The sequence below is a fragment of the Robertmurraya kyonggiensis genome (assembly GCF_005116465.1).
GTDB classification, from domain to species: Bacteria; Bacillota; Bacilli; order Bacillales; family Cytobacillaceae; genus Robertmurraya; species Robertmurraya kyonggiensis.
In genome coordinates, this window is record NZ_SWBM01000001.1 from 133496 (window position 1) to 146954 (window position 13459).

At 38.5% G+C, this 13459-nt stretch carries 12 protein-coding genes; 6 read left to right on the forward strand and 6 right to left on the reverse strand.

The genetic code is table 11. From position 1 onward, the window contains the following. Positions 1-91 precede the first annotated feature (91 nt). The 5 genes from FA727_RS00750 (at position 92) to FA727_RS00770 (ending at position 6157) form a co-directional block, all read left to right on the forward strand. Positions 92-1378 carry an MFS transporter gene (locus FA727_RS00750; RefSeq protein ID WP_136828837.1) on the forward strand — a complete coding sequence of 429 codons (1287 nt, stop codon included), beginning with the start codon at positions 92-94 and terminating at the stop codon, positions 1376-1378. 27 nt (positions 1379-1405) lie between these two features. Then, complete coding sequence (locus FA727_RS00755) at positions 1406-1609, forward strand: hypothetical protein (RefSeq protein WP_136828838.1); 204 nt, start codon at positions 1406-1408, stop codon at positions 1607-1609. Further along, entirely contained in the window at positions 1590-1904 is a 315-nt protein-coding gene (locus FA727_RS00760) for a YbjQ family protein (protein WP_136828839.1), read from the forward strand. Before FA727_RS00755 ends, FA727_RS00760 begins: the two co-directional genes overlap by 20 nt. A 432-nt stretch (positions 1905-2336) precedes the next feature. Further along, positions 2337-4097: an ABC transporter ATP-binding protein gene (locus tag FA727_RS00765; protein ID WP_136828840.1), complete on the forward strand. Its 1761-nt coding sequence runs from the start codon at positions 2337-2339 to the stop codon at positions 4095-4097. After that, positions 4094-6157, forward strand: a complete 2064-nt coding sequence (locus tag FA727_RS00770) for an ABC transporter ATP-binding protein (protein ID WP_281280829.1) — start codon at positions 4094-4096, stop codon at positions 6155-6157. The genes FA727_RS00765 and FA727_RS00770 overlap by 4 nt, the downstream gene beginning before the upstream one ends. A 299-nt stretch (positions 6158-6456) precedes the next feature. Here FA727_RS00770 and FA727_RS00775 read toward each other — a convergent pair whose 3' ends face one another. Continuing rightward, entirely contained in the window at positions 6457-6660 is a 204-nt protein-coding gene (locus FA727_RS00775) for an alpha/beta-type small acid-soluble spore protein (protein WP_136828841.1), read from the reverse strand. Between the two features lie 353 nt (positions 6661-7013). On the opposite strand from FA727_RS00775, the gene FA727_RS00780 reads away from it, so the two are divergent. Next, the gene (locus FA727_RS00780; protein ID WP_136828842.1) at positions 7014-7256 is read left to right on the forward strand and encodes a hypothetical protein; all 243 of its coding nucleotides are present in this window, start codon (positions 7014-7016) and stop codon (positions 7254-7256) included. An 895-nt stretch (positions 7257-8151) separates the two neighbouring features. Here the strand turns inward: FA727_RS00780 and FA727_RS00785 are convergent. From FA727_RS00785 to FA727_RS00805, 5 genes are all read right to left on the reverse strand, one after another. Beyond that, entirely contained in the window at positions 8152-8361 is a 210-nt protein-coding gene (locus tag FA727_RS00785; protein WP_136828843.1) for a YheE family protein, read from the reverse strand. 62 nt (positions 8362-8423) lie between these two features. Next, positions 8424-9596: a YheC/YheD family endospore coat-associated protein gene (locus FA727_RS00790; protein ID WP_136828844.1), complete on the reverse strand. Its 1173-nt coding sequence runs from the start codon at positions 9594-9596 to the stop codon at positions 8424-8426. After that, positions 9593-10957, reverse strand: a complete 1365-nt coding sequence (locus tag FA727_RS00795) for a YheC/YheD family endospore coat-associated protein (protein WP_136828845.1) — start codon at positions 10955-10957, stop codon at positions 9593-9595. Before FA727_RS00795 ends, FA727_RS00790 begins: the two co-directional genes overlap by 4 nt. Beyond that, entirely contained in the window at positions 10954-12024 is a 1071-nt protein-coding gene (locus FA727_RS00800) for a YheC/YheD family endospore coat-associated protein (protein WP_136828846.1), read from the reverse strand. Before FA727_RS00800 ends, FA727_RS00795 begins: the two co-directional genes overlap by 4 nt. A gap of 1 nt (position 12025) precedes the next feature. Next, entirely contained in the window at positions 12026-13411 is a 1386-nt protein-coding gene (locus FA727_RS00805; protein WP_158318775.1) for a YheC/YheD family endospore coat-associated protein, read from the reverse strand. Positions 13412-13459: the final 48 nt, after the last annotated feature.

Here is a 13459-nt window from a genome sequence, read left to right on the forward strand (position 1 = left end):
GACGGAGAAGGAAACCATCATCAGTCTCTTAATTGTTGGAAAAATATCCCGTAAGATATAGCTAACATAGAGAGATGGGAGAATATATCAAATGGGAAAATTCAAAGAAATTTTTCAGAATCGAAATTTTACGAAGTTATTTTTAGCGAACTTCACTTCTCAACTAGGTAGTACGATTGGGCTGACAGCCTTTATGTTTTATTTGCTGGATCGTTTCACTGACCAGCCAGCGTATGCAACCATTACGGAGCTCATGTTTTCCTTGCCTACATTAGCAGTCTTTTTTATCGTCGGAGTATTGGCAGATCGAATGGATCGGCAAAAAATTGCTTATTATTGTGATTGGATAAGTGCGCTCTTATCCTTGTCATTAATCATAACCATTTATATAGGCTGGATGCCGTTAATTTTCGTAGTCTTATTTTTGCGAAGCGCGGTGCTGAAATTCTTTTTTCCAGCTGAGAATGGAATTGTTCAAGGAATCCTTAAAGAGGATAACTACACGACTGCTGCTGGACTCAATCAGTTAGTGGGAAGCTTGTTTATGCTTTTTGGAAACGGATTAGGAATTTTCGCTTATTGGTCTGTCGGAATCTATGGGGCGCTTATTGTTGATTTTCTTTCCTTTATTGGAAGTGCTCTCTTAATTCGGGCATGTAAAATAGAAAGGGAAGTACGACTTCCAAATGGAGAGCATCGTTTGAAGGATTTGAAGTTCAAGATGATCCTCGAGGATTTTAAAATTGGCTTCCTGTATATGATGAAGCATAAGCTTTTAAAAAATCTAATGATTGGTTTCATTGTCTTTGGAGTAGTAAATGGAGGATTCTCGGTAATGCCGGTCTTCATTCTTAAATATAAGCTTGCTCCTGAAACATATGAAGAGTTATCGATTGTCATTGGTATCGTTTTTGGAGTTGGCGTATTAATAGGCAGTTTTGTCGCATCATTGCTTAGTCAAAAATTGAAGCTTTATCAGTTAATTAATATTGGGCTTTTACTAACAGGTAGCATCATCATTACGGCTTCTTTGCCAAATAACATTACTGTCTTTATGATTGTCTTATTTTTTGCGGCACTAGGTCTCCCATTTGTGAATGTGGGAATTGGCGGGTGGTTGCCGAGTATAATCGATCCGAAAATGATGGGAAGAGTGCAGGGCTTGATGAATCCACTTATGATGTTAGCGCAATCGTTAACCCTTGGATTTATAACGGTTAGTTTCCCCACCATTTTATCCATTGAAATGATTTATTGGCTCGTTGGGGGATGCTTGGTTCTCGTAGGAATTTTTTATATGATCACACTTCCAAAACTTACGAATGCTGAGGAGCAAATAAAAAATTCTACACTTCAAGAATCGAGTGCAGCACGTTAGAGATCAATTGTCAAAGGACTGAGACCAATGGGGAAAAGGAAGCAGTTTCTTATTTTGATAGCTGTTATTGGGCAAATATTAGGGATCATTTTGCTTTTTGTTCACATGACAGCAGCAATCGTCAGCTTCATTATTTATGGATTAGCCTGTGCCACACTCTTCATATTATTAATAGTGGAGCGAATGAAGGAGAAAGAGGAGGAGAATGAACATGATTATCGTGACTACTGATTATGTACCGGGAAAAGAAGTGAAAGAACTAAAGGGATTTGTAAGAGGAAGTACAATTCATTCAAAACATATTGGGAAGGATATTCTTGCCGGCTTAAAAACGATTGTTGGCGGTGAGATTAAAGAGTACACAGAAATGATGGAAGAAGCTCGAAAGCAAGCGATCGCTCGGATGGTGGAAGATGCTGAATCAAAAGGAGCCAATGCGATTATCGCGATGAGGTTGGCAAGCTCAGCCGTGATGCAAGGGGCATCTGAGATTATTGCTTATGGGACGGCGGTTTATGTAGATTAATACTTGTTTGAAAAATAGGAATTGACTTTCAATTCCAACGATGATAAGCTAACAAAGTGGAAAAAATATGAAATGAGATAGGAGGTTACGAACATGATTGTAAGAAAGCATATACCTAAGATAACTAAATATGATCACAACGTAACCATACCTAGCATCCTTGGATAAAAATATTATCTAATTAAATTCTTGGCACAGGTCTACGTTTATTCCGTAGCGTGTGCTGTCTATATGAAGGAAGGCATATCGCAATATTCGATATGTCTTTTTTTGATCCCTAAAGGAGAAATACGAGTTAGAACTCGTTTTCTATAGATTGACAAAATTTATAAGGAGGTCATGACGATGTTGGTCAAAATTAGAAAGGAAGTAACAAAAGTGGAGCTAGAAGGCGGTTAGTGAAGTTCGGACAGATGAAAGGAGATGACTTCTTTGTTTTCAATATTAGGGAAGCTTAGTTGGTTTTTTAAAGAATACTGGAAACGCTACACGGTGGCAATTGGATTACTTATTTTTGTAGGAATATTAGATGTTATGCCACCTAGACTTGTAGGAATGGCAATTGATGATATTCATATCGGTACTATGACATGGGATAGAGTTTTTTGGTATATTGGGATCTTTTTACTGATTAGTATTGTATCTTACGGCATTACGTACGTATGGCATTATAAACTTTTTGGTGGGGCATACCTCGTGGAAAGGAAGCTTCGTTCAAGATTTATGAAACACTTGCTCAAAATGACACCGACGTTTTTTGAGAAAAATCGGACGGGGGATTTAATGGCAAGAGCGACTAATGATCTAAAAGCTATTTCCATAACAGCTGGTTTTGGAATTTTAACTTTAGTCGATTCAACGGCATTTATGCTGACGATTTTAACGACAATGGCCGTTTTCGTGAGCTGGAAGCTAACTCTTGCGGCAATCTTGCCATTGCCGATCATGGCTTGGTTAATGAAAATTTACGGCGATAGAATCCATACACGTTTTACTGAAGCACAGGATGCATTCGGGGAACTCAATGACAGGGTTCTGGAATCAGTCGCAGGCGTTCGAGTCATTCGAGCATATGTGCAAGAACGAGCGGATGAGCAATTATTCCATCAGTTGACTGAGGATGTATACGAAAAGAATGTGAAAGTGGCTAAAATTGATTCATTCATCGATCCGACGATACACGTGTTAGTCGGGATAAGCTACATCATTGGGTTAGGCTATGGTGCTTATCTGGTTTTTCACCAAACCATTACATTAGGGGAGCTTGTTTCTTTTAATGTGTATTTAGGAATGCTGATCTGGCCAATGTTTGCTATTGGTGAACTGATAAATATTATGCAAAGAGGAAATGCTTCATTAGATCGGGTACAAGAAACATTGGCCTATGAAGCGGATGTACAAAATCCGGAAGAGCCAGCTAAAGTGGAGGAACCTAACTCAATTGAGTTTAAAGAGGTTACTTTCCGCTACCCATCCTCGAAGGTAGATAATCTAAACAATATTAAGGTTCATGTAGATAGAGGAGAAACTCTCGGTATTGTTGGTAAGACAGGTAGTGGAAAAACGACTTTTATTAAGCAACTGTTGCGAGAATACCCAACTGGGGATGGTCTGCTAGCAATTTCAGATATCCCACTGCATCATCAATCATTGGAGAATACAAAGGCTTGGTTAGGGTATGTCCCTCAGGATCATTTTCTTTTTTCGAAAACTGTTAAGGAAAATATTCTATTTGGGAAACCAGGAGCAACCGAGGAAGAGCTCCAAAAGGCGATGAGGCTTGCTGACTTCCAAAAAGATTTAGAAATGCTTCCTGAAGGGTTAAAAACACTTGTTGGTGAAAAAGGAGTGGCGTTATCTGGAGGTCAAAAGCAAAGAATTTCGATCGCTCGGGCACTTATTAAAGACCCGGAAATCTTAATTCTTGATGACTCTTTATCTGCAGTAGATGCAAAAACGGAGAAAAAGATTATCGATAACATTCGTACTGAACGATGTGGAAAAACAACTATTATTTCAACACATCGAATGTCAGCCGTTCAGCATGCTGATCTAATTGTTGTTCTTGACAATGGGATTGTTGTAGAAGAAGGAACACATGACGAATTGATGGGAAAAAATGGTTGGTACAAGGAACAATTCGAGAGACAGCAAGTTCAATCCGCAGCTGAAGAGGAGGTATTTTCGAAATGAAAATACTAGGTGTTTTCAAAATGAAAAAACTAGGTGATTTCGAAACGAAGTCCACAGGCAGAAGACTAGTGGATTACGCATTACTTTATAAAAAATTGATTATTGCAGCTTTGCTCATGCTTACAGTATCGGTTGCTGCTGATTTATCGGGGCCGTTTATTGCCAAACGATTAATTGATCACCATTTACTTGGAATTGAATCGAATTGGTATGAAACGGAAAATAGCAAGGATGCTGTTGAATATCAGGGGCATTTTTATAAAAGAGAACAATATATGGAACCAGATGATGTCAAAATGGAGCCGGTAAGCATTCTCCAAATTAACAGAGACTTTATCTTTGTAAAAGACGAAGTGGTTTTTGATGGGGATAGGACATTTGAGAACGGAACTATAACAATTACATCTGGAAAAGAATCTGCTACCTATTCGGGAACTGTACTTGAGGGTGAAGAACTTTTACGATTTTATCAGCCTGAAGTTCCTCGAATGGTACAACTGCTAGCGATCTATTTTGGCGTGTTGATTGTAGCAGCGTTCTTTCAATTTGGGCAGCGCTTTTTCTTACAGAAATCGGCTCACAGAATTATTCAGAAAATGCGTGAGGATGTATTCGGACAAATTCAAAAGCTTCCAATCAAATACTTTGATAATGTTCCTGCAGGAAAGGTAGTTGCGCGGATAACAAATGATACAGAAGCTATTCGTGAGTTGTATGTTACCGTGCTAGCGACGTTTTTTACAAGTGCCATTTATATAACAGGGATTTATATTGCCCTGTTTATCTTGAATGCAAAGCTTGCGGCGATTTGTTTGCTTTTATTACCGATTCTTTATATATGGAGTATTGTTTATCGAAAGTATGCTTCGAAGTATAACCATCAAATACGATCACGTAATAGTGATATTAATGCGATGGTCAATGAATCAATTCAGGGGATGAATGTGATTCAAGCCTTCAACCGTGAAAAACAAATTAAAGATGAATTTGAAAAATTGAACAAAGAGCATTTTAATTATCAAAATAAATTGTTAAGCTTGAATTCCTTAACGTCTCACAACTTAGTCGGAGTTCTAAGGAATATCATCTTTGTTGCATTTATATGGTATTTCGGAGGAGCAGCCCTAAATGCATCTACGGTTTTATCACTGGGAATGCTGTATGCTTTCGTCGATTATATTAATCGTCTTTTCCAACCAGTTACAGGAGTAGTTAATCAGTTAGCAAACTTAGAGCAAGCATTGGTTGCTGGGGAACGAGTCTTTAAGCTATTAGATGAGGAAGGAATCGATGTAAGTGACGAAATCATCCCGCGATATAAGGGGAATGTAAAGTTCGACCATGTTCATTTTGGCTATAAGGAAAATGAGTATGTCTTAAAGGATATTACTTTTGAAGCCAAAAAAGGGGAGACCGTTGCTCTTGTTGGCCATACTGGTTCAGGAAAAAGCTCAATTATCAATCTCTTGTTCCGTTTTTATGATAGCCAAAAAGGGACGATTTCGATTGATGGTGTCAATATTCAAGACATTTCTCATCAGACTTTACGAAAGCATATGGGGATTGTATTGCAGGATCCATATCTTTTTACAGGAACGATTGCTTCCAATGTAAGCTTAAATGATCCTACGATTTCAAGGGAAAAAGTGGAGAAGGCATTGAGAGATGTAGGAGCAGATAAGGTTTTGATGAATCTAGAAAAAGGCTTTGATGAGCCTGTAATTGAAAAAGGAAGTACGTTATCAAGTGGTCAACGACAGTTGATTTCCTTTGCTCGAGCCCTTGCGTATGATCCGGCTATTTTGATTTTGGATGAAGCGACTTCAAGCATTGATACTGAAACTGAGGTCATTATTCAGGAAGCAATGGATGTGCTGAAGAAGGGGAGAACAACTTTTGTCATTGCGCATCGTTTATCAACGATTCGAAATGCTGATCAAATTATTGTTTTAGATAAAGGGAAAATCGTTGAAAGAGGCTCCCATGATGAACTGATGGAGTTAAAAGGAAAATACTATCAAATGTATCAGCTCCAGCAAGGTCAGTCCATGGCTGGGTAATTTGTTCAAAAAACGTTCATAATCTAGTCACAGAAGTTTGCGTTTTATCACTGAGGCCCCCTATGTAGCTGTGATATTTTTAACAGAGAAGTAGCTAAAGGGGGCATTAATGATGGAAGAAATGAGCATTACATTAGCAATTGCTAGCATAATGGTGCTAGGGTATTTCATTGTCAATTCACTGCTTTCGAACATGGAAAAGTAATATCACAAAAAATACAGCATTCAGAAGCCCCCTTCATTAGAAGGGGGCTATAGCCATTTCACATATTAAATTGTTACTTTGCAAATTATATTAATTAGAATTGTCCACCGCTAAGTTGTCCTTGAGCAAGAGAAACTAAGCGCTTAGTGATTTCTCCACCAACTGAACCGTTAGCACGAGAAGTTGTGTCTGCTCCTAATTTTACGCCAAATTCGCTTGCGATTTCATACTTCATTTGATCTAGAGCTTGTTGTGCTCCTGGTACTACTAATGAATTTGAAGAACTGTTGTTTGCCATGTGCTGAACACTCTCCTTCAGAAATTTTTGTCTATTGGTTGGGTTAGCTGGACTTGCACCAGCGAGCAAGCGTTGCTTACCGACGGGTAAGTGTTGCTTACGAAAGTAAGTGCTACTTGAAACGAGTCAGTAATTACTTGCCACCTGTACTTGGTTTAACCCATCGGTTAAGAAGTTGTTTTGCTGTCTGTACTCATTAGTATGGAAAGCTTGGAATGATTTATTCAAAAAAGAGGCTCGGGAATATTTTCCTTATAAATCACCGTTCTGAAAAATTCATACTTGCACTAAAAGGACACAAACTATTATTAACTTGTATTACTCGAAAAAAATTAGAAATTGAGGGGTAATGGATGGGAATATGTCCGATATGCAATGGATTTCAAGAGTTACAAAAGGAATGTCAGTCGTGCGGTACTTCTTTAGAGGATAGTGGACGTGTGATGGACTATTATGATGATTACAGTCCCTACATGCCAATCGATTTAATGAAGCTTGAAGATGGCTATCCGAATGATTACGAAAAGCACCAATGCCCACACCTATTAAAATGTCCACAGTGCGGATATGATGAAATTGTCTTTATAGAAGAGTAAACGAAACGGAGTTCAATACCATTTAGGGACGAAAAGTTGTGGTATATCATGTGGACACTATTTGGGAGTTCACGAAGATTAGTGTCTTTATGAACCAAGCATGCGGACATTAAATGAGGGATGGTTAAGATTAGTGTCTTTATGAACCGAGCATGCGGACATTATTTGGGAGTTCACTATGATTAGTGTCTTCATGAGCCGAGCATGCAGACACTATTTGGGAGTTCACGAAGATTAGTGTCTTCATGAGCCGAGCATGCGGACACTAAATGAGGGGTGGTTAAGATTAGTGTCTTCATGAGCCCAGCATGTGGACACTATTTGGGAGTTCACAAAGATTAGTGTCTTCATGAGCCGAGCATGCAGACACTAAATGAGGGGTGGTTAAGATTAGTGTCTGCATGAGCCCAGCATGTGGACATTATTTGGGAGTTCACAAAGATTAGTGTCTTCATGAGCCGAGCATGCAGACACTATTTGGGAGTTCACAAAGATTAGTGTCTTCATGAGCTGAGCATGCGGACACTATTTGGGAGTTCACAAAGATTAGTGTCTTCATGAGCCCAGCATGCGGACACTATTTGGGTATTCACTATGATTAGTGTCTTTATAAGCCGAGCATGCGGACACTATTTGGGAGTTCACGAAGATTAGTGTCTTCATGAGCCGAGCATGCGGACACTAAATGAGGGGTGGTTAAGATTAGTGTCTGCATGAGCCCTGCATGTGGACACTAAATGCAGGATCACTAAGAATAGTGTCTTTATGAACCGTGCACGCGGACATTATTTGCGAGTTCAATAAGGATAGTGTCTTCATGGAGTGCTTCCCTAAAGCTGAAATCATCAAAAAAAGAGATGCCCACAAAAGCTAGGCTTTGGACACCTCCTCTTCCTCATTTATCATAGACATGAAACAACATAATTTCATGAATTTGTTTAATAATTGATTCTTCATCATTTGGAACTTCGTCTGAAGCCCATTCTATTTTACCGTCTGAAAAATAGATCCCGTTATACTTTTGCTTCTGATAGTAAAATGAAAAATGCCATCCTGGCATCTCTTTATTCTCATACAAAGGCTTGTACTGAAAATGTGTAATCATAATTTCCCTCCCCTAATGCTATTGTACCTTTCGTATGAAAAAAGAAAAGATGCCGACGATATTCAATTGAAAAAATAACCAAATAATTGAACCAAGTGACGAACTCGAGCTTCCTCAATATCATTTTCATCAAAGCTCATCGGCTTGGAATTAATCTCATAAATGACGTAATCTTCGTTTTCGGTTAAACCGGCATCAATGGAAAACTCTCCGAAAAATCCAATTTCTTTTGTTAAAATATCTCCGCAACGCTGAACGACTTCTTGAATAAATTGCTTATCTTTATCTTTTAAAACCTCTTCTTGTGGAATCAATCTTCCACCGTTTGGAATATGTGTTGTGACACTTTGTTCAACGGATTGTCGAATCCCTATTCCAGTAACCTTGTATTTCTCCCCATTAAAGTGGGCTAGAACTCGAAAATCATAACGATTCCCTTCGTGTAAAAGAGGAGAAATGGTTTTTTGTGCGATACAAGGCCTCTTCGTTAATTTAGCCTTATACTCATTCCAAAGCTCATCAAAGTTGGAAAAGGCATGCTCCTGTTTTAACCCTTGGACGAAAATCTTTTCATCCTTCATCATCCTATAAATACCTCTTCCTTTTGCTGCACTAGAGGGTTTCACATAGATGTCCTTATATAGTTCCAAAAAGGATTCAAGAGAAAGTCGATCTTGTATAAGTATGGTTTCAGGGAAAAATCGGCCTAAGCGTGCATCCTCACTGAAAATCTTATAGAGTTCAAATTTATCTAAAAAAGATGGGTTAAAAAAACAGACATCCTTTTGTTGAAAGAGTCTGATTGCAGATTGAAATTGCTCTGTTTGTTCCATTTTACGAAAAGGAAGTCGATTATAAACGAGATGAGGAATGGGAAGCTTTACTAGTAACCACTGCTCCTTATACGGTAAGTAAAGATGACCATCTACTTGTTGGTCTCCCAAATCCTCTAAAGTGAATACAAACGAAATGCCCTCATGCTCAAGAATTTCTTCCTGTAGCTTTTTAAAAAGGAGACCGTTCCCAATAATGTTTCGTTCATTTTTACGACCAGCTAAAATGCCCACAAAGGGTCCCAGATTATTTTTTTTCCTACATCCTAAATGAAAAGGAATGGATGATGAACTAGGCTTATTTCTGTATGGAACAGGAATTTCGTCCACCCCAAATGTATATTCCTGCTCAGCTTCAGTGTGAAACCAGATTTGTTTATCTGGGTCGTAATAAAGAATCATGTGATAATTTCCTCTGGTGAAATTATAGATTTCTCTGTTAGGAAAATAGAAAAAGCTAATGATAACTTTCTTGTTAATAGGTCGAAATCCTTTAATTGAGGGTGCTTGAAAATTGATCTTCCTGGTTTCGAGTTTGCCTCGAGTAGCCACACGTTTCCTTTCCGGTCAATCCCCAAATCAAAGCCGATTTCTCCAATCAACCCTTCCATATGAGTATCCAATGATTGACTAAGAGCAAGAGATGCTTCCTTTAATTTGTTTAAAGCTCCCGTTTGTTCTTCCTTTGTATCAAAAATCTCATCGATGGTTTTTATTACACCACCATTATTAATGTGGGTAGTAACACTCCCTGGACCAGCTACCTTCCCGGCGAGTGCGGTTATGCGCCAATTTCCTTTCATATCCTTATTCGTGTGGATGCGGAAATCGACTGTGCAATTGTCCACTCGAATGGAATGGATTCCTTGCTGAACAAGCATAGTGGAAAGCTTGCGGTTTTTGAATACATGCTTGAATAGTCCTTCAAGCGTTGGGTATTTCCTTAGCTTATTCGAACCATCTTTTTCACGGTAGCGACAATAATAAGCGTTGTTTTCTCGATCATATATGATTTGGTGAATTCCAAGTCCCAGACTTCCGTTCATTGGTTTGATAAATACATGACCGTAATCAGCTAGCATTCTTTCAACCATCGAAAAAGACGTGAAAGGGTGTGTTTCAGGTAAATATTTCGAACTTAGATCATCCTGATGAAGGCGTTCATAAACGTCCATTTTATTAAAGAATCCAGGATTGTACCATGGGATTAAATATTCTTTTTGCAATCGCTCTTTTATATTTGATAGTTGCGCTTTCTTTTCACTGCGACGATTGGGAAGGCGATCATAAATGACATTAGGAAGGGGAACTTCAAGTGTTTCCCAGCCATTTTCTAAAAAGAAGTAGCCAAAAACTGTTCCATTTTCCCAATTAATATGTTCTTCTCCAAACACGTACGCATGAGCCCCGACGAATTTTTCAACGGAAAGGAGCTTTGAAAAAAATAAGGAGCGTTCGCCAATTGGCCTCAGAGTGAAGGGAGTGAATCCAGATGTAAAGATCCCGACAAGGGGACCAAGATGCAACGTTTGATCATGGGAAAATAAATGTAGTTGGACTTGAAGATTCGGCATCTTTATCCGTTTCGCAATATCATGACTTATGGCAACTGTATTTCTCCCATTTGGATGGGGAACACAAATAGCATTCGTGGAAAACGTTCCATAAGCGATTCTTTTGATCTCCCCTAATGATATTTCTGGAGGATAATAAACGGTATTCTTCATATCATCGATAAATTCAATCAAATACGGTTTCTTCATTCTAGTATGCTCCTTTCCATAATCGTATTAGCATAGAGTAGAGGACTTTCGTATAAATAATCCTGCAGCCCTGGCTGACTAGTAAGCAATACCTTGCGTCCAGGCTTTGAATTGACGTCTAAAATCCAAATGGAATGATCCTTTGCCACTCCAATGTCTACTCCGAGTTCAAAGAGTGGATGAAAATTTTCTTCTAATAAATGGGGAAGGCTTTCTAAAATAAACTTTATTTCTTCATTGATAAAATTTCGTTTTTGCTCAGGGATAGATTGTATCCATGTTTCATAATCGATGACAGTAGCACCGGCACTTAAATTCGAAACAATTCTTTCCACTTTTCCTTGGCGTATACCTTTTCCAACGGTGATCCAGTTACCGTTACGATCCTTTTGTAGAAGAGAACGGATATCAAATGGTTCGTGTTGTTCATTTGTTAGTGATAAATAAGGTTGGAGCATGAATTCCTTTTTCTTAAGGAGTCGCTCAAGCCAATTAAGTAACAAGGCTTCATCAGCAAAGACACGAGAGACTTGCTGCTCCAATTTATCTGTTTTCACGATATAATGCCTTTTTTGCATTTCAATATAATAAACACCGTTCCCTTGTGAGCCATTACTTGGCTTAAGAATGATTCGTTGAAATGTTTGTAGTAGACTTTGAACCATTAGTGGCGAGGTTACTTTTACCGTCTTCGGAAGATAGGCAGAAAGTTTCGAATTAGATAGGACCTCATATAGTTCGAGCTTATTTGGCAACCCGTAACCAAGGAAACGAACATTATCCTTACTCTTGAGCCAACTTACGATTCCTTTACATTGACGCGAATGAAAATCTTCTCCGTAAAAACAGCGATCATATAGTACATCTGGCAGAGGGAATTTCTTTTTCAACCATCGGTTTTGCTGATGCGAATATAGTTCTCCTTCAAACATTTCAGTCGTAGGATCCATGCTTGCAGGAATGAACCGGACGCATTCGATATCATATTTAAGAGCACGTCCTGCTATTTCCGTAAAATAGGTGTGCTCATTTTTTAGTTGTAAGGTCATAAATCCAAGCGTTAGCATTTTACTCCCCCATTTCATTCCTTTTTATCTGTTTAAAGGAAAGTGCTGTTCCATATTCAAAGATCGCTTTTGCAGACGGGCGTATTTTGGCCTTTTGCTCTTCTGCATTTTTTGATGGCTTTGAATTCACTTCAATTATAAACAATCTTCCGTTTTCGTCTACGCCAATGTCGATGCCTAATTCTCCAACGAATCCTTCGGTAGATTGACTGATGACATTTGCTACTTCAAGTGAGAGTTCTTTCATGAATGTGACGTGAGAAAGTGCTGTTTTATAGTTAAATAGAGCGGTTAAAGGAATAACGGGTTTCAACATTTCTCCACCTTGGGCGAGATTAGAGACAAATTGTGTTTTGGAGGAAACTCTTGCAATAATCGATGTTACTCGCCAGGTTGCCTGAAAGTTTTTATGGCAAAGGACTCGAAAATCCAACTGTCGACCTTCGAAAGTTGCTAGTGGAATCGTCTTTTGGATAATGAAAATCGTGTGTTTTCGTTTTTCAAACCATTCAAAAAAATCGTCTAGATCATTAAAGGTTTTTCGTTTATCTTTTTCACTTGCTGAAGAGGACTGAACGATAATGTTCTTGTCAGCTTTGGTAACTCGAAAAATATTACGTCCTTGACTTCCGTTGATTGGTTTGAGGAATACAGAGTCATATTTTTCAAGAAAGAGGCGTAAGACATCAAAGTTGAGTATCTGTGTATCTGGTAAGAAAGGGTGCAAATGTTCCTCGGCAAATAAAAGATTGTGGACCTCCCACTTTGATAAAAAGCGTTCATTAAAGATGGGAATTTGTTGCAAGGCAATTTCACTAACTTTATTTTTAAAAAAAGAACTGGCTTCTATATTCCGAGAATGAATTCGATTGTAAATGACACTAGGGAGGAGAAAGTTTCCTTTTTTCCATTCATCATTATCGTAGTAATACCCTTCAATCTCATCATTCGAAAAATTTTTTATATGAAAAACATAGAAAAATCCACCACCAATATTGGAGGTAAAATGAAGCTCCTCACAAAAGGAGTGAATAGAACGAAAATTGGGCCCATTTTCTTGTTCCTGGATTTCTGTAACTAAGGCAAAAACTGGGCCGAGATAAAGGGTTCTTTGGCTCCGGTCATATTGGCTCATAAAACGAATCTCTTGAATTGGCAACGGTAGATTGCTCATGAATTCTTCACTTACGAGGAGCACATCCTTTTCTATGGCTCGTGGTTCCACTCGAATGTGAAGGAGCTTTGTTCCGATAAAGAGATTCAGTTGGTTAGATGGTTTCAATCCCCAATGATTCAGTAAAGAGTTGCTCAAATAAACAGTATTTTGATTATCTTGAAACGTTTTCGTGGGTACAATCGTAATAGGTAAATAAGAAGCAGACGCCATAAGCATTCCTCATTTGCTCGTCTTTGTAGCTCCATATATAATAAGCTA

Bases quoted from the DNA above. Each gene is read 5' to 3' on its own strand.
- FA727_RS00750 (WP_136828837.1), top strand. From the start codon at position 92: ATGGGAAAATTCAAAGAAATTTTTCAGAATCGAAATTTTACGAAGTTA.
- FA727_RS00755 (WP_136828838.1), top strand. From the start codon at position 1,406: ATGGGGAAAAGGAAGCAGTTTCTTATTTTGATAGCTGTTATTGGGCAA.
- FA727_RS00760 (WP_136828839.1), top strand. From the start codon at position 1,590: ATGATTATCGTGACTACTGATTATGTACCGGGAAAAGAAGTGAAAGAA.
- FA727_RS00770 (WP_281280829.1), top strand. From the start codon at position 4,094: ATGAAAATACTAGGTGTTTTCAAAATGAAAAAACTAGGTGATTTCGAA.
- FA727_RS00775 (WP_136828841.1), bottom strand. From the start codon at position 6,660: ATGGCAAACAACAGTTCTTCAAATTCATTAGTAGTACCAGGAGCACAA.
- FA727_RS00780 (WP_136828842.1), top strand. From the start codon at position 7,014: ATGGGAATATGTCCGATATGCAATGGATTTCAAGAGTTACAAAAGGAA.
- FA727_RS00785 (WP_136828843.1), bottom strand. From the start codon at position 8,361: ATGATTACACATTTTCAGTACAAGCCTTTGTATGAGAATAAAGAGATG.
- FA727_RS00790 (WP_136828844.1), bottom strand. From the start codon at position 9,596: ATGATTCTTTATTACGACCCAGATAAACAAATCTGGTTTCACACTGAA.
- FA727_RS00795 (WP_136828845.1), bottom strand. From the start codon at position 10,957: ATGAAGAAACCGTATTTGATTGAATTTATCGATGATATGAAGAATACC.
- FA727_RS00800 (WP_136828846.1), bottom strand. From the start codon at position 12,024: ATGCTAACGCTTGGATTTATGACCTTACAACTAAAAAATGAGCACACC.
- FA727_RS00805 (WP_158318775.1), bottom strand. From the start codon at position 13,411: ATGGCGTCTGCTTCTTATTTACCTATTACGATTGTACCCACGAAAACG.